This window comes from Maribacter sp. UH1, from assembly GCF_056839145.1.
Window position 1 is genome coordinate 1122501 of sequence record NZ_CM166387.1, and the last position, 23735, is coordinate 1146235.

The window sequence follows — 23735 nt, forward strand, 5'->3', positions numbered from 1 at the left end:
CGCACGGTTTCGCGTCTACTACTACTGACTATGGCGCCCTATTAAGACTCGCTTTCGCTACGGCTCCGTTCCTGAAGAACTTAACCTTGCCAGTAAAAGTAACTCGTAGGCTCATTATGCAAAAGGCACGCCGTCACCCATATGGGCTCCGACCGCTTGTAAGCGTATGGTTTCAGGATCTATTTCACTCCGTTATTCACGGTTCTTTTCACCTTTCCCTCACGGTACTGGTTCACTATCGGTCTCTCAGGAGTATTTAGTCTTGGCGGATGGTCCCGCCGGATTCATACAGGGTTTCACGTGCCCCGCACTACTCAGGATACCACTATCTAAATGCTCTTTGCCTATACGGGACTATCACCCTCTATGGTCGCTATTTCCAAAGCGTTCTAGTTCATCACATCTCGAATATCGTGGTCCTACAACCCCGCACATGCCGGAACATGTACGGTTTGGACTAATCCGATTTCGCTCGCCGCTACTATCGGAATCACTTTTGTTTTCTCCTCCTCCGGGTACTTAGATGTTTCAGTTCCCCGGGTTTACTTCTCTTACGAGATGACATATCTTCAATATGCCGGGTTGCCCCATTCGGATATCTACGGATCATATCGTGTGTGCCGATCCCCGTAGCTTTTCGCAGCTTATCACGTCCTTCTTCGCCTCTGAGAGCCTAGGCATTCCCCATACGCCCTTTTCCAGCTTGTCGCCAGATCTTTAATCTATTCTATCTTATTCGTACTCTTTACTTAATAAAGATTCGTGTTTCTTTCTTTTTTAGTCGATAATACACCTAAATGTATTACCTCCTGTTCCAATATGTCAATGAACTTTGTCGTGAGCCACGACAGGCAATTGAATACCTATCTTTCTCATCTGCGATACTTCGAGATAAAATAAATTATCCCTGGGCATCGCCCAGTGGAGAATATCGGAGTCGAACCGATGACCTCCTGCGTGCAAGGCAGGCGCTCTAGCCAGCTGAGCTAATCCCCCATTCTATAAGTCGGCAGTTGCCAGTTTACAGTTGACAGGTAGCACAACTTCTAAAATTTCCTTCAATATTTCAATATATGAACGTTTCGCCTATCTCTAAACGAATTCCTTTTTTGTAGTCCCAGGCAGACTCGAACTGCCGACCTCTACATTATCAGTGTAGCGCTCTAACCAGCTGAGCTATGGGACTGTCCCTACTCCTTCCTCTTAGTATAAATACCTTTTTTGGAAAAAGCAATTACTTATATATCATGATCATGGAGATTATTTTTTTCGAACAATTCTTAAAGCGAAAACATTATTAAATCAAAAGACCGGGACCGTTATTCCGATTCTTTACTTCATCAGGGACCGTCCTTAAAGGACAATCTCTAGAAAGGAGGTGTTCCAGCCGCACCTTCCGGTACGGCTACCTTGTTACGACTTAGCCCTAGTTACCGATCTTGCCCTAGGCCGCTCCTTACGGTGACGGACTTCAGGCACTCCCGGCTTCCATGGCTTGACGGGCGGTGTGTACAAGGCCCGGGAACGTATTCACCGGATCATGGCTGATATCCGATTACTAGCGATTCCAGCTTCACGGGGTCGAGTTGCAGACCCCGATCCGAACTGTGATAGGTTTTATAGATTCGCTCCGCCTTGCGACGTGGCTGCTCTCTGTACCTACCATTGTAGCACGTGTGTGGCCCAGGACGTAAGGGCCGTGATGATTTGACGTCATCCCCACCTTCCTCACGGTTTGCACCGGCAGTCCCGTTAGAGTCCCCATCATGACATGCTGGCAACTAACGGTAGGGGTTGCGCTCGTTATAGGACTTAACCTGACACCTCACGGCACGAGCTGACGACAACCATGCAGCACCTTGCAAATTGCCCGAAGGAAAATCTATCTCTAGACCTGTCAATATGCATTTAAGCCCTGGTAAGGTTCCTCGCGTATCATCGAATTAAACCACATGCTCCACCGCTTGTGCGGGCCCCCGTCAATTCCTTTGAGTTTCATTCTTGCGAACGTACTCCCCAGGTGGGATACTTATCACTTTCGCTTGGCCGCCCAAGACTCAAGGCCTCGGACAGCTAGTATCCATCGTTTACGGCGTGGACTACCAGGGTATCTAATCCTGTTCGCTCCCCACGCTTTCGTCCATCAGCGTCAGTATATAGTTAGTCACCTGCCTTCGCAATCGGTGTTCTATGTAATATCTATGCATTTCACCGCTACACTACATATTCCGGCAACTTCACTATAACTCAAGACCAACAGTATCAAAGGCAATTTTACAGTTGAGCTGCAAACTTTCACCCCTGACTTATCGGCCCGCCTACGGACCCTTTAAACCCAATAATTCCGGATAACGCTCGGACCCTCCGTATTACCGCGGCTGCTGGCACGGAGTTAGCCGGTCCTTATTCTTACGGTACCGTCAGTAGAGTACACGTACTCTTTTTTCTTCCCGTATAAAAGCAGTTTACTACCCATAGGGCATTCTTCCTGCACGCGGCATGGCTGGATCAGAGTCTCCTCCATTGTCCAATATTCCTCACTGCTGCCTCCCGTAGGAGTCTGGTCCGTGTCTCAGTACCAGTGTGGGGGATCCCCCTCTCAGGGCCCCTACCCATCGTAGCCTTGGTAAGCCGTTACCTTACCAACAAGCTAATGGGACGCATGGCCATCTTATACCGCCCGAAGGCTTTAACCGTATCCCGATGCCGGGTCACGGTACTACGGGGCATTAATCCAAGTTTCCCTGGGCTATTCCCCTGTACAAGGTAGGTTCCATACGCGGTGCGCACCCGTGCGCCGGTCGTCATCTTGTGCAAGCACAAATGTTACCCCTCGACTTGCATGTGTTAGGCCTGCCGCTAGCGTTCATCCTGAGCCAGGATCAAACTCTTCATCGTTGTTTTGTAAATATTCGTCCCAACGAAGTCAAAATCCATCCCGGCCCCGACTCTCGATTCAATTCCTTATATATGTCCTAAGACATACTGAATTTTCATGTTTCCTTAATTCTTGTTCCTCTCATCCAGGTCCTCACCTGAACTCGATTCTTATCTCCACAATATTTCAATGAACTTCTATCCACTCAGCTCAAAATCCCTCGATTTCCTAACCTCGTTTCCCTTAGGTGTTTCCCTAAGCGGCTGCAAATATACAACTGTTTTTTAACCTGACAACTTTTATCGAAAAAAATTATTTTCTTTTTTTCGCCAGACCTAAACAACATACCTAAGAACCTTTTCCCACTCCCGATTCCGAATCAATCTTCCTCGTTTGCGGGGTGCAAATGTACACACTATTATTAATTTCACAACCATTTTTTAAAATAAAAAACGAAAGTTTTTTCACCGAAACATAACTGCATGATTTTGATAGGGTTACTATGCTAATAAAATCATTAAAAGTTAAGATTTTGATAACCAATTAGTTAATCAGAAGCACTCTTTCAACACCCCTATTTTCAATGCATTACAGACTACAGTAAAAAGATTAAGAAAAGAAATTCCACACTAAACCAAAGCGTATAACAAAATCGCGGTATGGATAATTTGGCGCCGCATAATAGTCATATCCAGAAAAAGCGGCATTAAAGTGTTCCGCTTTCAAATAAACCCTGGTTTGTTTTATACGGGCATTAATAAAGAAATCCAATAAAGGATACCCACCTAACTCTTCTTTATTCTGTACATAGAACTCACCGAGTATAGGATTGTAACCATTCATATTATAACTGGAGAAATATTTAAATGTAATACCGGTTTGCAAGTACATTGCTTTCTTAAATACATCTGAAGAAAAATACAGGGTATTTCTTGTTACCAACTGAGGCACATTTAATACTTGGGTATCTTGAGTTACATTCTGATACATAACGGTATTGTTCAATGCAAACATACCCACCTTGAATTCTTTTTCATACTTCACCTTTAAATGCGAAACGGTATTGCCCTCTTGTAAAGGTTTTATGAACGCATTCTCCATATCATCACCAATAGTAGTATCCGAAACCGGTGCGAAATAGGTATAGTTATCTAAATTACTATACTTAACCATAAGATTACCCCAAGTTTTGGAAAGCAATTCCCCTTTTAAACTGCTAGCACGTTCTTTTTCGAACACTTCACTATTGTTCCAATTATAATTGAGATATTCACTTTGGTATAATAGATAATTGAAATTTGGCATTCTACTAGAGGTATGCAAAGAGAATCTTAACTTATTCTTCTTATTAATGGCGTACGATGCCGAGACGTTAAAAAGGTTTCCCGCTAATTCTCCTGAAATATTATACTTTAAATCAGCTTTAAAATCAAATTCCCCTATTCGCTTTTCATACTTACCAACTATCCCAAACTCTGCGCCATTTAATCTACTTGGTATAACGGTACCATCTTCTTGCGTAAGACGACTATTGAAATAATAATCATAATTATACACATTAACACCCCCTGTTAACTTACCTAGTGTTCTATTGTAGAATTCAGCATTAACTTCATTATAAAAGGTCTTTAGAATTGCCTTATCATTAATAGTACTTAAAATAGCGTCACCAAACAAAGTGTCACTAGCTGTCTCTACAAATTGATAATATTTTGTTTCATAATCAAAAGTATGACCTAAGGACAAGGATGTTTTTTCTAAACGAGTAGAATCTAACTGAGTTCTCACTAATTTGTAAGTATGGTCCAAGTAATATCTTTTACCTAATATTTTATTATTTGCATCATCTAAATAAACATCTACTCTAGGTCTGTTTATAAAATCTTCGTCACCAGATTCAAATTGATCTTCTTTATCTGATAAACCTCCATTCTCTTCAGAAGAAATATTCTGTGCAGCTATATGCGCCCTTAATGAATACCTTCCATTTTTTGACAGATAATTTGTCGTTGTTAAAAAATTACCGGACTCAATTTCTGTATCGTTATACTTACCAAATGATCGGAATCCGGTGTAACCGATTGAAAAATTTAATCTCCTAGAAGTATTAAATGTCAAATTAGCATCTAAGAGCTGCCCTTCTTCCAGTGTTGTTTTAAAAAACAGCTCAGTCATTGGAGTAGCAACATTGTAATAATTAATCTGCTCTTTCTCTAAATACTTTCGATCTTTTGCCTTGGCACCTAAGCTTGGGTAGCTCCCTACTCTTTCAAAATCTACACCCAATTCATTGTACGCTTGACCAATATTACCAAATGGCATTAGCTCAAAATCATCTTCACGCAAATAATTATACTTGTATTCTTTCTGAATTGTTAAGGTGGTATCTAAATATGTAGTATCCCTTTCAAATGAGATAATTTTATAATCTTCAATAGATAAGGTTATAGAATCCATTTCTATTTTATCCTTTGGGTTTATTAGCTTTGTTTTTTTATCAAGAGAAAGTGAATCATTCTTTTTTTCTGGCCTTTTAATAGGATCTTGCCCAAAAACAATTGAAGTAGTCAAAAACAATAAAACTAGAATTATATATTTCATGAAGCTTTGTTACCCTTGCAAAGTTAATTTTTTTGTTGCTAAGTAAATGTGAAAGTTTAAGCTTCTTTAATAACCTGTATATTAAGGTTTGCCAAACCAATATTAAAATTTAACTGTAAACATTATAATTTAAAGAAAAATTTTTCTGATTTTTATAAAAAAATGTTAATGAAAGTACTGTTTTTTAATGTTTTCGCATTTTTAGCGATTGTATCGGCATCAGCTCAATTTAATGAGAATGCTCCATGGATGAAAGACTTAAAGGAGAGTCAAGAATCTTCAAAATCTTCCACAAGTTCACATTCTTTATATGACATATCAAATGCATTTAATGAATATTGGAGCAATAAAGATTACACAAAAAAAGGTAGTGGCTTTAAACCATATAAAAGGTGGGAGAATTATTGGACCTATTATATAGATAAAAATGGCAACTTACCTACTTCTACTCAATTATGGGATTCTTGGAAAAGCAAACAGGAGAGTATTGGCAAAGAAACAAACCCAACAGCAAACTGGAACTCCATAGGTCCTTTCACTCATGATACCTATTCAGGAGCTCTATCTGGACAAGGTAGGGTCAATGCAATAGCCGTCGATCCAAACAATGAAAATATTTGGTATGTAGGTGCACCTGCAGGCGGTATTTGGAAATCTATTGATGGTGGGTCTTCTTGGATCAACCTTTTCGATGATTTTCCACAGATTGGAGTTTCAGGTATTGCAGTAGACCCAAATAATTCACAAATTATTTACATTGCCACAGGTGATGACGATGCTGCAGATTCATATAGTGTAGGTGTTTTTAAGTCCGTTGACGGCGGAAATAGTTGGAACGAAACAGGACTTAACCCAAGCACTTCCAATATTAATCTATTAATGAACGAAATTACCATTGACCCAACAAACTCCAATATCATCTGGGTGGGTACTAGTGTTGGTCTTCAAAAATCTACAGATGCCGGTGCCACTTGGGAGGTAAAAAGAGCTGGGAATATTCAGGATTTTAAACTTAAACCAAATATCCCAAATACCATATACGCTGTAACTTCAAATACTTTTGTAAAATCTACTGATGGCGGTGACACCTTTACTGAAATAACAGATGGTCTACCGTCAAGTTCCGGGAGATTGGTAATAGGTACGAGTGCAGCAAACCCTACAGGAGTATATGTATTAAGAGCCCAAACAGGTGGTAACAGTTTTACTTTTGGCGGACTTTACAAATCTTTAGACAGTGGTGATACATTTACCAAAACTGCAAGCGAACAAGATATATTCGAATCAAACCAAGCTTGGTTTGATCTAGCAATTGAAATTTCACCAACTAATTTCAACGAAATATACACAGGCTGCTTGAATGTATGGAAAAGTACTAATGGCGGTGACACCTTTATTAGAATAAATAGATGGAACGTAACAGACCAAGGTTATACTCATGCAGATATACATACCATAAAAATATTCAATAACGAAGTATACGTAGGTAGTGATGGTGGAATCTATATGTCTGAAAATGGCGGTAGCACATTTACAGATTATACAGCCGGTATTTCCATTAGTCAATTTTATAGAATATCCGTTGCCAAAAATGATTCAGAGAAAATAACCGGTGGTCTACAAGATAATGCAGGTTTTATTCGTGACCAAGGGCAATGGAATGTTTTTACAGGTGGTGATGGAATGGATTATGAAATTGACCCTAACAATAGTAGCTTAGTTTATGGATTTGTACAATTTGGAGGAAGCTTATTTATATCTTCAGATTCTGGGCAATCCATAGGAATTGTAGGTGCTCCTACAGATGCTAATGGGAATACCATTGAAGGAAACTGGGTAACTCCTTTAGCGATTGGCCCTGACGGATCTGTATATGCAGGATTTGATGCATTATATAAATTGGAAAATAATCAATGGAGTAAGATTTCTTCTTCTATTGGCTCTGGTAATATAGATGATATAGAAATAGACCCTAAAAATCCTGAAACCATATTTGCTGCTGAAAGTAATATATTATATAGAAGTAGGAATGGCGGAATTACTTTTAGTTTAATCGAAGTAATGGATTCTGAGATTTCAGATATTGCCATTAATTCCAATGACAGTAATATTATTTATGTAACCACTTCTGACAGAGTAGGTATTGCACTTACCGATCAACCTTCTGAAAGAGGTGTATTCAAAATCACCATCGGTGAAACAGAGACTATTTCCGAAAATATAACATTTGATATTCCAACAGATCAAGCATTTTTTTCAATTGCACATCAAGGAAGACATACTAACAATCCAATTTATGTTGGCACTAGTTTAGGTGTATATAGACTTGACGATTCATTAACGGAATGGGAAGAGTATTATACGAACTTACCCAATGTGGCCATAAGTGATATTGAAATTAATTTAGACGACGAAAAAATAATAGCATCTACATATGGTAGAGGTGTTTGGGAATCTACTATACCGGTACAAATACCTGATAATGAAATTAGATTGGTATCCATAACACCTAAATCAAATGAAGTATTATGTAGCGACTTTACACCCACAGCTACTGTTGAAAACCAAGGAATCAATGCCATTACAGCTATAGATATAGAATATTCTATCAATGGCAATAGCGTACAGACCTTTAACTGGACTGGAAATTTATTAAGTAATGAAACGGTAACCGTAGAGCTACCACTAGAAACTACCGTTACTTTTGGCGAGTCTAACATAGAATTAACCGCTACAATTGATAACGATAGCTACGACGACAACAATTCTTTAGAAAATAGATTCTTCCTAAACACCCCTGCTTCTGGCGGAGAAATAAATACTTTTGAAACCGAGCAAGAATCTTTAATTGCTTATAATGATAGTAATTCTGAAAGTGTTTGGCAAAGAGGTATACCTACGGGAACAAACTTAAACACGGCTACATCTGGCAATAATGTTTATGGAACAAACTTAGCTGGCGACCACCCAAATAGCACCAAAGCGATTCTTCTTAGTAATTGTTATGACATGACAACTATTATAGCGCCGGTTCTAAAATTCAATATGGCTTTTGACCTTGAATTGAACTTTGATATCGTTTATGCTGAATACTCTTTAGATGCAGGAACTAATTGGGATATACTAGGAAATATTAATAGTGAACCCAATTGGTATAACAGCGATAGAACTAACGCTCTTTCTGAGGAAGCAGACGATTGCCAAAATTGTCCTGGAGCTCAATGGACAGGAGATGGCACTGAAATGACAGCTTATGCTTATGATTTTAATTTGAATGCAGCCAATGGAGAACAAGACCTTACTGGTGAAACCAATGTCATATTTAGAATTGTTTTTCAGTCTGACCCTTCGGTTACCCAAGAAGGTGTCATCATTGATGACTTAGTTGTTGACGGTTCTGCAGATGATGAAGATGATGATAATGATGGCATTCTAGATGTTGATGATAATTGCCCACTAACGGCAAATGCCGATCAGTTAGATACGGATAATGATGGAGAAGGTGATGTTTGTGACACCGATGATGATAACGACGGAATTTTAGATATTGATGACAATTGCCCCTTAATTGCAAACCCAAATCAAGAAGATGATGATTTAGATGGTATTGGTAATCTATGTGATAACGATAGCGATAATGACGGTGTACCAAATGATATTGATCAATGCGACGATACACCAAACGGAACCATAGTTAATGTTGAAGGTTGTGAAGTTTTCTCTTTACCAAACACTAACTTCCAAATTCAGACTACTGGCGGCGCATGCAACTCAAGTGACAACGGTAGTGTTTTAATATCGGCTGCAAACACTTCTTACCTATACAATGCAGTGCTTTCAAATACTGATGGCACCACAAATGCTAGCTTTACAGACGAAAATACATTTGCTGATTTAGCTGCAGGAGATTATCAATTATGCATTACAGTTGAAGGCCAAGCAGACTATGAAGCCTGCTTTGATTTAACTATATCTGAGCCTGACGCTTTATCTGTTTCAGCTAAAATCAGTTCGCTGAATAATGAAGTTACATTAAGCTTCTCTGGCGGAGAATTATATACCATATTCTTAAATGAGAAGATGTACTCTACCTCTGCCAAAGAGATCACTTTGCCTTTGGCAGATGTAACTACGTTGATTACCGTTAAAACAGGATTGGATTGTCAAGGGGTTTATACTGAAAAAATAGTTTTGAGTGATGATTTATTTATCTATCCAAACCCTATTGAAGGTGGAGATTTAACTATTTACCTGGGCAATAATGCTGCACCAGAAGTAACTATTTCGTTGTTTAATGTAAATGGCACAAGCATTCTATCCAAGCAAATGAAATCTACTAACAACGAAATTAAATTAGGTGTAGATGGATTAGCGACCGGAGTCTATATTTTAAATATAAAATCTGGTAACACCCTATCTAATTACAAAATCATAAGAAAATGAAAATATTAAAATATATAACCTTTACATTTTTTTCCAGCTTGCTAGTAGTTTCTTGTGGTGGAGGCTCTGACAATGAAAACCCAGTTGATCCTGTTGTTCCTATCGTTATAGACCCAGACCCAGCTACTTTGGTATTTCCTGAAGATAATACCGAATGTAATGAGGGTGTAATAAATACAAATGACGAAACTAAAAGTACGGTCAATTTTCAATGGTCTGCCTCTGAAAACACAGATTCATATGAGGTAAAAGTCAAAAATCTTGAAACGGGGAGTATTACCACAGCTACTTCTACCACTAACCAAAAAGAGGTGAGCATAAACAGAGGCACACCTTACGAATGGTATGTTATCTCTTTAGCCAATGGAACCTCTTCAACTGCTACAAGCGAAACATGGGCTTTTTATAATCAAGGACAAGGTATAGAAAACTATGCGCCATTTCCTGCTGTGGCAATAAGTCCACAAAGAGGTTCTACAATTTCTAGCTCCAATGCGACAATAACATTAGAATGGGCTACTTCTGATGTTGATGATGATATTGTGTCTTATGAAGTATTGTTCGATACCGCAGATATACCTGTAACATCATTAGGCACTATTACTGAATCCAATATAGATGTAACTGTAATTAGTGGCTCAACCTACTATTGGAAAGTTATTACTACAGATTCTTTTGAAAACACTTCGAACTCAGAATTGTTTGAATTTCGAGTAGAATAACAAAAATTAAAAAAGCCAAAGATGCAGTTACAACTTTGGCTTTTTTAATTAATACTTAATTAGTTCCTATAATGTATTGTAGTAATTTAAAAAGGTCACTACATCTTCCTCATGTCGCAAATTAAGATCATTTTCCTTTATATAAGTCTTCATCTCTTCTTTTCTTGAGCCTGTAAAATCTAAAATCTGGTTTTTAGTCAATCTGACTTTTACTGCATGATTTTCCTTCTCTGCATTAGTTTCATCCAATAAATAATAAGAACTATTCCACACATAAGTTGGCGGAGAGTACTTTTCATAAGATGTACTAGGACTACGAGCTTGTTTTAACAAAGCTTCTGGCTTAAACAACAACTTCAAATTGCCTTCGTTCAAATTCGTAAAATAGCTTGTTTTTATAGATTCATCAGTATCAACATATGTATAGATACTATACATTTTACCACCAATTTCTACTTTTATATAAGCTCGCTTTAACAAGGAGTAAAATGAATCTTTAGATATATTATCTAAAATCTCTACTTCATTTCTATATGCATTATAGCGCATCTTACCAATCTCTTCGACTTTATCATTTACAATAACTTCCCCATGAACAAACTCCTCGTTCAAATAAGGAGTTCCTTTTGCTTTTGTAGGCTCTATTTCTGTACTACTAGTAACAAAATTTACAATACCTTCTTCTGGTACTGGCGAGTAGGCGTTTTGAGCATTTATGCTATTAAAAGCCAAAGCAGCAATTGTATAAACAGTGATTTTTTTAATCATTTTATTCATTAATTTTTTCTCAATTTAATTGTTTATTATTAATTGATGTGCCTAAAAAATGTTATTAAAAACTTAAAAATAGATTAGCTGTTTGCTTTATTGTACAGCATTAATTAAAACTCAGTTTATGGAGTTTCAGCATTCAAAAAAGACGTAGCAGGACTATCTAAATCATAGTGATAGGACCTCCAATAAAAACCTGTTCCTTCAAACTCCCAAACTACTTCCTTTTCATTTGTAACTTCTATAATACCAGAAGTACCAGATGTTATTAAAGTATTGCCATTATTTAAGCGTACTGCACCTGATACACGTGGCGCGTAAAACCCCTCTCTAGTATAACTCCAAACCACATCCAATTCATTATCTGTATTGGGTTGTAAATTAAATTCTGATGGTATAATTAATTCGTATACAACAGATTGTTTAGAATCTCCATTACCATTAGCATATACTAATATGTTGCCATCACCAGGCACATCATTCTCCAAAAGGTTAGGAAAATGATTATTGTAGAACATTCTCTCTCCCAAGGCGTTTTCATAAGCTAAAGGATTACCAAATCTATATAACAAATCTCCGCCTCTACCATAGTTACCACCCGTATTTAACTTTGCTTCATCAATAGTTGTACTGTGATCTATAACCCATACCTCACTAAAATTATTAATGGTCATATAAATTATATCATTCTCCTCATCATAATCAAAACCATTTGCATGCATTATATCTCCATCTGGCTCTACAGTTTCACGAAGTACATCAATATAATTGATATTTATTAATTCTGGATGCTCACTAATTACTCCAAATCGTGGTTTAGTAGCATCTACATCTTGTACTATATGATCCCATGATTCCCATTTCCAAACTATTTCATCCGTATTAGGATTTATTTCTATAATAGTTTCTGTGTATACCTTCTCTTCTTCACCTAAATAACCAATAGCATTTAACTCGTCAGTACTTCTTAAATCCCAAACTATGGCCAGAATATTTCCGTTAGGTAGCATTTCAACATCATGATGAATTATATGGTCTTGATTCGCATAAATAAACTCCCAATCTACTGTACTATCTGGATTTATCAATTGAATAATTCCTCCAAAACCACCAAAACTAAAATCTGGAGTTTCTACTCCTAATGAAGCAAGCAATCTCCCATCTGCCAATAATTCAACATCATTCCCAAGTCCAAATTCTAAATTCCATTCATGAACAATCAGAGCAGAATCTTTCTCCATTAAATACACCCGGTCATCAGAAGACTCATTCACCAATACATAACCTTCTTGAGATAATAATTTATTATTCAATAGTATTGTCCCTGTTTCTCCTTCTATTGGATAAACTACTTCAGCTGGTAACTGAGGCTCTTGTTCCTCTTCTTCAATAATTTCTTCTACTTGCTCTTTTTCATCAACAACTCTATCATCATCTGATGAACATGCTAAAAATAAAGCCAAGAGAAACAAACTAAAGATTTTGGTTAAAAACGAAACTTTCATATTATATGGTTATTAAGTTAATTAATATGTCGATGGAATAAACTAAAACTTAGTCCAAAAAAAAATCAGGCTAAATTGCTTCAGCCTGATTTTAAATAAATAATATAATAATGTATTTAAAACATTACTGATTTATACAAAACTCTTTAGCTTCAGAAGAACCAAATGCTCCTCCTCCTTCAAGAACGTTTAGTATAGAACATGTAATTGTATAATTACCAGTTACAGTACCGTCAACTTGACCATCGCCATAAGAATCGAAGATAGTGAATGTATAACAACCATCTTCTAAGAAAACATCTTGTGTATAGGTATCACCACCTGTTACATTTACGAAAGGACCATCAGATGCGACAACGGTACCATCTGCATCTGTTATCTCCCATGTAGTTTCACCTCCAAAGGTATCAGTAACAACAGTTACAATGATATCATTACAAATGATTTCTTTGAAATATTCAATTGCAACTTGTTCACTATATGCAACCCCATCTGCTGGTGAATCTAAATTTACAACCAATGTATAAACCTCACCTTCTATTAATGGATCAAAATTTAAAGAAACATTTAATACACCACTATACTCACCAGCAGGTATTGTAACTGATCCTAGTGCATAATTAGCAGCATCACCAATTGTAGTATCATCAACAGAAACATCAAATGTTCTATCTGTGGTTGAAACTGTAGTTACATTTACAGGCACCTCTATACCCAAACCTTCGGTAGGTACCGAAACGTTATACGCCGTCGTTGCAAATGAAACACCGGTTTGCCCATTTTCATTATCGAATACTATATTCTCTTCCTCACAAGAAACAAAAGCAAATAGTACCGCTATTATTAATATATATTTTTTCATAATTATATGATTTTTAGTAGCCAGGATTCTGAACTATGTTTTGGTTAGCATTTATTTCATCGATAGGAATTGGCAACTGAAACCTGAAATTATCAGCATCTAAAGTTGGAAAATCTGGAGATGTACCAGAACCATCAAATAAATCACCACTTGTAGAACGCATTACAGATTCTGCACGACGCTTTAAATCAAAGAATCTATGCCCTTCAAATGACAATTCAACCCTTCTTTCGAACTGAATAGCATCTTCTAAATCTTGACCTGCTTCACCACCGTCATAAGCTACATATCTTAAATCTCTAAGTTCATTAAGTGTAGACAAAGCATCTTGACCTAATTCATACTGCGCCTCTGCTTTATTCAATAAAACCTCAGCTGCACGAATTACCTTAACGTCAACACGACCATTTACCTGACCTGTTTCTCCTAAAAATTTAGAAATAGCATTATAAGTATTACCTGCATTTACACCTTCAAATGAAATTATATTCTTTCTTAAATCATCTTCATCTATACTATTGTAAAAATCAAAATCGAACACATATTCCGAAATAGTAGAAGTAGCATTTGATTGACTGTATAAAACACCTACATTATTACCACCACTTTCAGAAGAAGTATTAATAGCCAATTTAACAACAATACCAGCCTCATTTGCATCAGTATATACACCTTCTAAGTCTTCAGCTGTTGCAACAGGAACACTTACTTCATCAGCGGCATCAATTACTTTTTGATATTCACCATTATAAAGATACACTCTAGACAAAAGTGCATAAACACCATCGGTATTTAATTTTCCTTGACCGTTATCTTCACCAATTAACTGACTAGCTCTTTCTAGATCGCCAATAATTTCAGTATAGTTACTAGCAACAGTTTCTCTTGCAGGTTCAGCAAAAGGATCTTCAGTATCACCATCTTCAACTTTAATATAAATTACACCTAAAGAAGCATTAGCATCAGCAGATTGTGTTGGTATTTTACCATACACCCTAACCAAATCAAAATGTGCCCAAGCTCTAATTGCCAATGCCTGACCTAAAATATTATCCTTTTCAGGACCATCAGCTAAATTGTCAATTTGAGCAATTACCAAGTTAGCTACGTTTACAGCTTCGTAAGCTTCACTCCAGTACAAATCAATTGCACCACCAGTACCAGCTACATATCTGTAATTGTAAAAATCTTGGTTTGAACGTCTACCTGTTTGTGCAATAATTACGTTATCAGCCAAAATATCCGGAATACCTTGTAAACCTGAACCTGTATTTGAATAGTAATTCCACAATTGTCTATAAGCACCATCTACACCGTTCTGGAATGCAGAAACGCTTGTAAAAAATGTTTCAGGATTACCTTCAACAAAAGGCTGTAGATCATTCAATTCATCATCGCAGGACATAAAGAACCCGAACGAAAATAATAGAACTAATATTTTTATGTTATTTTTCATTTCTAACTTTTTTTATTTTTTAAAATCCTACTTCAACACCAAAAGTGTAAGACCTTGTGTTTGGATAACTAAATAGGTTAAATGATCCAGCTACGAAACCTACATCTCCAGGCTCACCTGATTCTGCAGAACCTAAACCTACTTCAGGATCACCACTAAAATCAGTAATTGTAAATAAATTCTGCCCAGCTACGAAGAACCTTAATGAATTTAAACCAAAACCGTCAATCATATCTCTAGGCATATTATAATCTAAAGTCATTGTACGTAACCTTAAGTAATCACCTTTCTCCAAGAATCTTGTTGAAGTTTGATCAGCCGTACCTTGAAATAAAGGACTTGGTAAAACATCCGTATCACCTGGTTGTTTCCAATAGTTGAAGGCATCTGTTCTTAAGTTGCTATCAATATTACCAATTGCAACACCTTGCTGAAGTTGATTGTTAATAATGTAATTACCTCCTTTATAAACAAAATCAGTTCTTAAACCAAAACCTTTATAAGAGAATGCAGTATAAAAACCACCTTCAAAATCAGCTATTGGAGATTTCCCCTCTTGTATTTGTTGGAAACTATCACTGTACTCATTGGTAATGTTACCATCTAAATCATAATACAATGGCTCACCATTTGCAGGATTGACACCAGCATATTCAACCATATAATAAGAATTGATTTCCTCACCTACACTTAAAATATTATCGCTGAATGTTCCTGTAACGATATCTTCACCATCAACCAATTCAATAACTTCATTATCAATGAAGGTAATGTTTCCACCAAGTGTCCATTTAAAGTTTTGAGACCTAATAACATCTCCACTTAAAGAAATTTCAACACCTGAGTTTTGAATTTCGCCAATATTAGAGAATATAGAGTTGTTCTCATCCCCAACAGTGTAAGAAATAGGACGATCCAAAAGTAATTCATTTGAATTTTTCTTAAAGTAATCTACAACACCATTTATTCTATTGTTGAATAAACCAAATTCTACACCAACATCAAAAATAGCTTGAGACTCCCATTGAATCTGAGGGTTACCAACACCTACAGGCAAAGCAGTAGTTTGTCCGTTATAAGTATTAGCAAAATCTAATAAATTTAAATATTGAAAATCACCAATATTTTGATTACCTGACGTACCGTAAGATGCTCTTAATTTCAATGTATTGAAAATAGAGTTTTCCATAAAGCTTTCATTAGCAATGTTCCATGCCGCACTACCACTATAGAAGTAACCATACTTATTATCAGGACCAAATCTTGAAGACCCATCTCTTCTAATAGACCCAGAAAGTATATATTTTCCGTCATAATCATAATCAGCAAACAAACCTTGTGAGAATAAAATTCTCCTAGATTCTGTAGAACCTGCTGTTGTTGCTTCTGCAGCTACATCTAGATAAGGAATACTCGACGAAGGAAAACCTCTACCAGCTACTAACAAATCTGTTGCAATATTCTCGTTATATTCTAGCAAGAAACTAGCTGAAAGATTATGAACACCGTTAAAAGTATCTGCATATGTAAATACGTTATTTACATTGTATTCAAAATCAATATTTAAATTATCCGTCTGCGTACCCGGAAAGTTAGCATCACCTACAAAACCTTGCAATACACCACCAGCAAGAGAACGGTTAGTTCTATTATACCTATTACTGATCAAACCTACACTAAAATTGTTTGAGAATTTCTCACTAAAAGTCATACCTGCACTTATATTACCAATCAACAATAAGTTTCTTGTATCTTCCAGCTCAGTTTGTAAGGCCAATGCAATTGGAAAACCTGATCTTGTAGGATTGTAAACATTTTCACCTTGAGAATCAGTAACAATAGAACCATCATCATTTGTTAAGAATAATGGATCATAAGGATTATAATCATACATTGCTCTAAACGGGTTCTGAACATTGTTTCTATCTCTTGGTAAATCTGTAGTACTACGAGACACAGAAACATTAGCTCCAATATTTAACCAGTCTTTTGCTTGATAGTTTGTATTTAAACGAGCAGAAATTCTTTCAAAACCATCTATATTTTTAATGATACCCGTATTCTTATCATAACCCAATGACATATAATAGGTTAATTTCTCATCACCACCAGAAACCGAAAGATTGTTTGACTGGATAATAGAATTTTTAAGTAGCGCCTCTTGCCAATCTGTATCTAACGATGTTAATCTTGCAAGTTCTTCTGGAGTAGCATTTGCACCAGGCATACTACTAGCAGCACTTACACCTAAAGCTGCATACTGACGCTCTATCTCTAGCTTCTGAGAAGCATTCATAACGTCAAAATTGTTAGGAATCATTTCACCAAAACCATAAGATGAAGAAAACTTAATTCTTGCATCACCAGCTTTACCTTTTTTAGTTGTAATCAAAATTACACCGTTAGCCCCACGAGAACCATATTTAGAAACGGTAGCCGCATCTTTTAATATAGAGAATGTCTCAATATCACTAGGATTCAAGTTACTAATTGGGTTAAAGTCTCTTTCCGTATCAATTGGAATTGGAACACCATCAATTACATACAAAGGAGTAGTTTGCGCGTTAATAGAACCAACACCTCTAATTTGAACGAATGCAGTGTTACCCGGTCTACCGTTTGAAGCAGTAACCTGTACACCTGCAGCTTGACCCTGTAAGATGTTATCAATACTTGTAGAAGGAACGAATGCTTCAATCTTCTCAGTAGAAACGGTTGCAATTGCAGATGTAGAAAGCTCTTTTGACCTAGAACCATAACCTACTACAACAACCTCTTCTAATGCTTCAGCATCTTCTTCTAATTGTACATTAATGGTATTGGATGCACCAACACTCATGGTAACTGTTTTTTGACCTAGGTAAGAAAATCTCAATTTTTCACCTGAATTCGCGTTAATGGCATAATTACCATCAAAGTCTGTTTGAGACCCGTTAGTTGTTCCAACAACTACAACGGACACTCCCGGTAAAGGTAAACCGCTTTGATCGGTTACAACACCGGTCACTGTTTTTTCCTGTGCAAAGGAAAATGTCATGAAGAGCACCAATAAAGGCGTCAACATCCACGTCAACTTCTGTTTCATAAAATTTGTTTTTGAATTAGCTTGCGCCAAAAGTCCAAAAATTTGCTTAGTATTCCAAAAGCTATCTTAACCCAAAAAAGTTATATGTTAAAAAAACACTTATTATTATTTTTTTTTAGGTTAAATCGCAATTTTGTTGAAAATAAAACAATTATTTAACATTAAATCAATATTTAAAATTCAATATTTTAAGTTAAAAAAAACATAATGCTTCTTAAATTTTACAAAAATATTAACGAAACAGGTACCGATGAGGCTGGCAGAGGCTGCTTGGCGGGACCTGTGACCGCTGCAGCAATAATACTGCCAGAATCTTTCCAGAATTCAGTTTTAACAGATTCAAAACTTTTATCTGAACGTAAAAGAGAACTTCTTGAACCTATTATAAAACAAGAAAGTATCTGTTTTGGAATAGTACATATTCAGCCTAAAATAATAGACGAAATCAATATTTTAAACGCATCTATTTTAGGCATGCATCATGCTATAGATAAATTGTCACAAAAACCTGAATACATTATTGTTGACGGTAATAGATTCAAAGCCTACAAAAACATTCCGCACTCTTGTATCATAAAAGGAGACTCAAAGTATTTAAGTATTGCAGCAGCTTCGGTACTGGCAAAAACCGCACGTGATGCCTACATGATAAAATTACACGAAGAATACCCTATGTACAATTGGAAGAAAAACAAAGGTTACCCTACCAAAGAACATAGAGCTGCAATTAAGAAATACGGTCCTACAAAATACCACAGAATGAGTTTTAAGCTTTTGGCAGACAACTAAAGTTTATTTAACAAATAGTATAACTTTGCATAAACTTTTCGCATGAGGCTTACTTTATTATATGCTTTAATTATTCTTTTAAGCGTATCCTGTACATCTAAAAAGCAATCTGAGAATTCTATCTTAGACCTAACTCCCAGTAATGCCACTTTAGTTCTGAAAATAAATGATTTTGAAACCCTTAGTAAAGAACTTTCTACGAATGAAATTTATAATTCTATTGAATCGCAAAAGCCTTTTGTAACTATAAAAAACATTTTATCTCCTATTTCTCATTTTTCAAATAAAACGAAAGGATTATTAGCCCTGTCTGCCGATAGTACAAAAATAGATTTCACCTATATTTCAACAGATAGCCTAAATATTTCCGATCAAGATAGCATAACCAACAAAAACATAGAAACGCTTTCTTTTAACGACTATAACATCACCAGATACGAAATTGAAAAGGATACATTTTACAGTACATTTCTGGAGAAACATTGGGTATTAAGCTCTTCTCAACCCTTACTAGAAAGCATAATAAATTCTCTTGACACTCCTTTGAAAAACGAATCCTTAAAACGATTTTATACAGTATCCGATAATGAAAAAGTTGCAAATATTTGGATAGATGTTGAGAAAGGCGAATTGCTATTCAATAAATTACTTTCTGATAATAAAGACATTTCATATTTCACAAGTTGGATTACCCTTGACCTAACTTTTAACGATACCGAAATTCTTCTAAATGGCGTAGCAGAATCAAATACAGACAAAAATCAGTTCCTCAATCTACTTAATGGCACTAAACCAATTCAAAATAATACATGGAACTTTACTCCCAGTAATGCAAACACATTTACATCTTTTGGTTTAGATGATTTTACAAAATACGCTCAAAACAAAACTCTGAACAACCATGCCACTACAAATTTAGATTCATTACTTAATACTGTAGAAGAAATTGGGTTAACCAAATACAACAATGAATCTGTTTTGTTTCTTAGAACATACGGTACCGCCACATTATTAGATTATATTAATGAAGAGAAGATTAGTACGGAGGAATTTAGCAGTAACGAAATCTGGGGGTTAAAAACTGATATTGAAATTTTTGACCCACTAACTCCCTTGATCGGAGAACAATCTTTTGAATACGCCAGTATTATAGAGAATACTTTTCTCTTTTCTAAATCACAGAGCACGCTAGAATCTGTTATTACCAAAATAAAAACAGAAGACACTTTTAACAACACTTCTTTATTCAAAAATGCCGAAAACAAACTGACCTCATCCGCCAGTGTATTGTCTATTTCTAATTTAAAAGGTTTTGTTTCCCTCTTAAATGAATCGGTTTCTAAGACTTTAGGAGATTCTTTTGAACAAAGTAAACTGAACGACTATGTTTTTGGATCACAATTAATTGCTGATGCCGACTTTTTTCATATCAATTTTTTAATCAAAAAAAACACGAAAGAAGAGGAACAGAATTCGGTTTCTTCCGTATTTGAAGTTCAATTTGATAACGACTTGGCTACATTACCCCAATTTGTAACCAACCATAGCTCCGGCAGAAAAGAAATTATTGTTCAAGACCAAGAAAATACGCTCTACTTAATCTCAAGCAGCGGTAAAATTCTTTGGAAAAAACAACTTAATGGAACTGTACAGGGTAAAATTCAACAAGTAGACCTTTTTAAAAATGGGAAGCTACAGTTTGCATTTACCACGAACAACGAGTTTTTAATCTTGGATAGAAACGGTAAAGAAGTTGCTCCGTTTACTAAAAAATATTCCGGTGGCAATTTAAATCCTTTAGCAGTTTTTGACTACGAGGGTCGTAAAAATTACAGATTTGTAGTTACCCAAGGTAAAAAAGTTTTCATGTATAACAGTAAAGGTGATATTGTCAAAGGCTTTACCTATGATACTGCAGAAGCCAATATTCTTGATGCCCCACAACATTTTAGAATTGGCAATAGAGACTACCTAGTTTTTAAACTTGAAAATGGTCAATTAAAAATTACGAATAGAGTTGGCAAAACACGAGTTAACGTAAAGGATAAATTCTCTTTCTCTGAAAATGAAATAAGGCTTTATCAAAATAAGTTCACTTTCACTTCTATTGATGGTATTCTATATCAAGTGGATTCTCAAGGAAAAATAACCTCAAGCAACTTAAGTCTTGCTAAAGACCATGGTATGGATGCTACTTCAAGAACTTTAGCAATTATGAACGATAATACTTTAAAGATTCGGAACAAGAAAGTAGAGCTTGAATTAGGGGTATACTCCAAACCCACCATTTTCTATCTTAACGATAAAATTTATGTCTCAGTAACCGATATTCAGAATCAGAAAATATATCTATTTGATAGTCAAGCTGAGCCAATCCCTAATTTCCCAGTATTTGGCAGTTCTGTAATTGATATGGCAGATATGAATTTAAACAAGAAGGTCGAATTCGTATATAAAGATCAAGATAACAGCATTAAAGTTTTTAAAATACGATGACACGTTAGATTGCTTAATTTATAAATGTTTATATGCAGACTATACACATTCCCTGAAAACCCAATTTGAATTTTGTATTTTTAAATAGTTATTAATCAGAATCTTAACTGTATCAAAAATGAAAATTAAATTACTTAATTCATTATTTCTTATAATCGGAATCACATTCGTTACCGCTCAAGACAACTGTAGCACGTTCTACCCTATGAACGAAGGTGTTTCAATGGAGTATACCAATTATAATAAAAAGGGAAAAGTTGAAGGAGTAAGCAATTATAAAGTTACAGAAGCAAACCATTCTGGCAACACCACTACCGCTACCATGTCTATAAACTTAAAAGACAACAAAGGCAAAGATATTTATAGCACAAGCTACAATTTAACATGTACTGGCAATATGGTCACCTTAGATTACGAATCTTTACTACCTACTGAAATGATGGAACAGTATGGTGATATGGATATTGAGATATCTGGTAATGATATTGAAATACCCAATAAGCTAAGTGTAGGACAAAACCTTAAAGATGCCAATGTTGCCATGAAAATAAGCATGAGCGGTATTAATATGAACATGACCGTTGATATGACGAACAGAAAGGTTGAGAAAAAAGAAAGTGTAACTACTACTGCAGGCACATACGATTGTTTTGTTTTATATAGTGAAAACCGTTCTAAAATGATGATGGCTAACCAGGTTTATCCATCAAGAGTTTGGTTAGCAGAAGGCATTGGAATGATTAAACAAGAAACCTACAAGAAAAACGGAGACGTTATGAGCAGCACGATGCTTACGGCACAAAGTAAATAATAACTTGACCAAATACAAACGGAAAAACCGAGGTGTAAGCCTAAGTTTTTCCGTTTGTATTTGAAAATTCCGTATAAATAATATGAAATCTGGTAATAATTATAAAAGTATACTTTTATGTCACAACATAAAAAAAACGTTTACGTTAATACAACGAATATGAATTAAATGAACAAACTTTTAAATCTACTTTTTATATTACTTATTTTTTCTTGTAATAAAAATAAATTTGAGGAAATAAATCCAATTTTCACAAACAAACCAGAATGTAATTTCAAATTAGAATGTAGATATAATGTAAATATATCTAATACATACGGTGACGGTCCCACTGACTGTGGATCAGAGACTAACCCTACAAAACAACCTATAGGTGGTGGGAAAGGTTTTTATAACGATTTAAACACCACCTGTATATCAATTAAGGTTTATAATGCTAATCAATTAGCTGAAGCAATAAAAAATTCAATTGATGGCGATATAATATATTTAGATGATGAATCTATTTTTGATTTAACTGATTTTCAAACAATTAAAATTAATTCAAGCATTATCATCATGAGCGGAAGAGGAAAAAATAATACGAATGGTGCGTTAATTATTGACAACAATCAATATTTAGGAAATCAAAAGGATTTAAATTCAAAAATTAGCATCTTCAAAATATCCTCAAGCCTTGTACGCTTTACAAGTTTTAGAATAAAAGGACCACATCCAGAAAAATTAGACTCATCAATCAGATCTATGGCTATTTTAATAAATAATAGTGATTGTGTGGAAATCGAAAATATGGAAATACAGAACTTTTCTCATGCAGCTATTGCATATATAAATAGTAAAAATGGAAATGTTCATCATAATTACATCCATAATCTACAGGGTAAAAGATTAGGTTATGGCATTTTGTTAAATGGTACATCTGAGGTATTGATTGAGGCAAATCTATTTAAAGACAATAGACATGATATATCTGGAACAGGACACCTAGGTCAAAAGTACGAAGCAAGATATAATTTAGACTTAAGAAATTCAACTGACAATTTTTCAAGAAGTTTTGATATGCACGGAAGAGATGAACAAAACTGTTCTTCACCCTTCAATGTTGGTGGTTCTACAATAGTCATCCATCACAACACTTTTTTAGACAATAGAGATGAATCTATTTTATTAAGAGGTCATCCGCAATATGGAGCATGGATTTCTAATAATATATTTCCCAGTTCAACAATTGAAGAGACATTACGTCAACCTTCATGTGGTATAAAGCAAGTTTATTGGAGCAATAATTGTTTTAATTAAATTTAACTCTGACAAAT

At 35.5% G+C, this 23735-nt stretch carries 12 protein-coding genes, 2 tRNA genes and 2 rRNA genes (1 of these 16 only partly in view); 6 read left to right on the top strand and 10 right to left on the bottom strand.

Features of this window, described 5'->3' with window-relative positions; genetic code table 11:
* From UH1x_RS04895 to UH1x_RS04915, 5 genes are all read right to left on the bottom strand, one after another.
* Positions 1-710 (bottom strand): 23S ribosomal RNA (locus UH1x_RS04895) (it extends 2118 nt beyond the left edge of the window).
* 212 nt (positions 711-922) lie between these two features.
* Positions 923-996: transfer RNA gene (locus UH1x_RS04900), tRNA-Ala, on the bottom strand.
* A gap of 116 nt (positions 997-1112) precedes the next feature.
* Positions 1113-1186, bottom strand: a tRNA-Ile gene (locus UH1x_RS04905).
* A 185-nt stretch (positions 1187-1371) separates the two neighbouring features.
* Positions 1372-2898 (bottom strand): 16S ribosomal RNA (locus UH1x_RS04910).
* The 16S and 23S rRNA genes sit together here with 2 tRNA genes alongside, the layout of an rRNA operon.
* Before the next feature lie 589 nt (positions 2899-3487).
* Positions 3488-5479, bottom strand: a complete 1992-nt coding sequence (locus UH1x_RS04915) for a putative porin (protein ID WP_482625499.1) — start codon at positions 5477-5479, stop codon at positions 3488-3490.
* A gap of 168 nt (positions 5480-5647) precedes the next feature.
* Between UH1x_RS04915 and UH1x_RS04920 the strand changes: the two genes are divergently transcribed.
* Positions 5648-9922 (top strand): thrombospondin type 3 repeat-containing protein, encoded by a 4275-nt coding sequence (locus tag UH1x_RS04920; RefSeq protein ID WP_482625501.1) that lies wholly within the window; start codon positions 5648-5650, stop codon positions 9920-9922.
* Entirely contained in the window at positions 9919-10644 is a 726-nt protein-coding gene (locus tag UH1x_RS04925; protein WP_482625503.1) for a hypothetical protein, read from the top strand. Before UH1x_RS04920 ends, UH1x_RS04925 begins: the two co-directional genes overlap by 4 nt.
* Positions 10645-10710: 66 nt before the next feature.
* Here the strand turns inward: UH1x_RS04925 and UH1x_RS04930 are convergent, their stop codons facing one another.
* The 5 genes from UH1x_RS04930 to UH1x_RS04950 all read right to left on the bottom strand — a co-directional run bounded on the left by UH1x_RS04930 (position 10711) and on the right by UH1x_RS04950 (position 18323).
* The gene (locus tag UH1x_RS04930; RefSeq protein ID WP_482625504.1) at positions 10711-11412 is read right to left on the bottom strand and encodes a hypothetical protein; all 702 of its coding nucleotides are present in this window, start codon (positions 11410-11412) and stop codon (positions 10711-10713) included.
* 125 nt (positions 11413-11537) lie between these two features.
* Positions 11538-12920: an aryl-sulfate sulfotransferase gene (locus UH1x_RS04935; protein ID WP_482625506.1), complete on the bottom strand. Its 1383-nt coding sequence runs from the start codon at positions 12918-12920 to the stop codon at positions 11538-11540.
* A 124-nt stretch (positions 12921-13044) separates the two neighbouring features.
* The gene (locus UH1x_RS04940) at positions 13045-13782 is read right to left on the bottom strand and encodes a hypothetical protein (protein WP_482625507.1); all 738 of its coding nucleotides are present in this window, start codon (positions 13780-13782) and stop codon (positions 13045-13047) included.
* A gap of 13 nt (positions 13783-13795) precedes the next feature.
* Complete coding sequence (locus tag UH1x_RS04945; RefSeq protein WP_482625509.1) at positions 13796-15238, bottom strand: RagB/SusD family nutrient uptake outer membrane protein; 1443 nt, start codon at positions 15236-15238, stop codon at positions 13796-13798.
* Between the two features lie 19 nt (positions 15239-15257).
* Positions 15258-18323: a SusC/RagA family TonB-linked outer membrane protein gene (locus UH1x_RS04950; protein ID WP_482625510.1), complete on the bottom strand. Its 3066-nt coding sequence runs from the start codon at positions 18321-18323 to the stop codon at positions 15258-15260.
* Positions 18324-18530: 207 nt separating this feature from the next.
* On the opposite strand from UH1x_RS04950, the gene UH1x_RS04955 reads away from it, so the two are divergent.
* From UH1x_RS04955 to UH1x_RS04970, 4 genes are all read left to right on the top strand, one after another.
* Positions 18531-19112: a ribonuclease HII gene (locus UH1x_RS04955; protein ID WP_482625512.1), complete on the top strand. Its 582-nt coding sequence runs from the start codon at positions 18531-18533 to the stop codon at positions 19110-19112.
* A 42-nt stretch (positions 19113-19154) separates the two neighbouring features.
* Complete coding sequence (locus tag UH1x_RS04960; RefSeq protein WP_482625514.1) at positions 19155-21608, top strand: ribonuclease HII; 2454 nt, start codon at positions 19155-19157, stop codon at positions 21606-21608.
* Positions 21609-21726: 118 nt separating this feature from the next.
* Positions 21727-22419, top strand: a complete 693-nt coding sequence (locus UH1x_RS04965) for a TapB family protein (RefSeq protein ID WP_482625516.1) — start codon at positions 21727-21729, stop codon at positions 22417-22419.
* Positions 22420-22587: 168 nt separating this feature from the next.
* Positions 22588-23718 (top strand): right-handed parallel beta-helix repeat-containing protein, encoded by a 1131-nt coding sequence (locus UH1x_RS04970; RefSeq protein WP_482625518.1) that lies wholly within the window; start codon positions 22588-22590, stop codon positions 23716-23718.
* The last annotated feature ends 17 nt before the right edge of the window (positions 23719-23735 follow it).

Coding starts and splice junctions, on each gene's coding strand:
- UH1x_RS04915 (WP_482625499.1), bottom strand. CDS start 5,479: ATGAAATATATAATTCTAGTTTTATTGTTTTTGACTACTTCAATTGTT.
- UH1x_RS04920 (WP_482625501.1), top strand. CDS start 5,648: ATGAAAGTACTGTTTTTTAATGTTTTCGCATTTTTAGCGATTGTATCG.
- UH1x_RS04925 (WP_482625503.1), top strand. CDS start 9,919: ATGAAAATATTAAAATATATAACCTTTACATTTTTTTCCAGCTTGCTA.
- UH1x_RS04930 (WP_482625504.1), bottom strand. CDS start 11,412: ATGATTAAAAAAATCACTGTTTATACAATTGCTGCTTTGGCTTTTAAT.
- UH1x_RS04935 (WP_482625506.1), bottom strand. CDS start 12,920: ATGAAAGTTTCGTTTTTAACCAAAATCTTTAGTTTGTTTCTCTTGGCT.
- UH1x_RS04940 (WP_482625507.1), bottom strand. CDS start 13,782: ATGAAAAAATATATATTAATAATAGCGGTACTATTTGCTTTTGTTTCT.
- UH1x_RS04945 (WP_482625509.1), bottom strand. CDS start 15,238: ATGAAAAATAACATAAAAATATTAGTTCTATTATTTTCGTTCGGGTTC.
- UH1x_RS04950 (WP_482625510.1), bottom strand. CDS start 18,323: ATGAAACAGAAGTTGACGTGGATGTTGACGCCTTTATTGGTGCTCTTC.
- UH1x_RS04955 (WP_482625512.1), top strand. CDS start 18,531: ATGCTTCTTAAATTTTACAAAAATATTAACGAAACAGGTACCGATGAG.
- UH1x_RS04960 (WP_482625514.1), top strand. CDS start 19,155: ATGAGGCTTACTTTATTATATGCTTTAATTATTCTTTTAAGCGTATCC.
- UH1x_RS04965 (WP_482625516.1), top strand. CDS start 21,727: ATGAAAATTAAATTACTTAATTCATTATTTCTTATAATCGGAATCACA.
- UH1x_RS04970 (WP_482625518.1), top strand. CDS start 22,588: ATGAACAAACTTTTAAATCTACTTTTTATATTACTTATTTTTTCTTGT.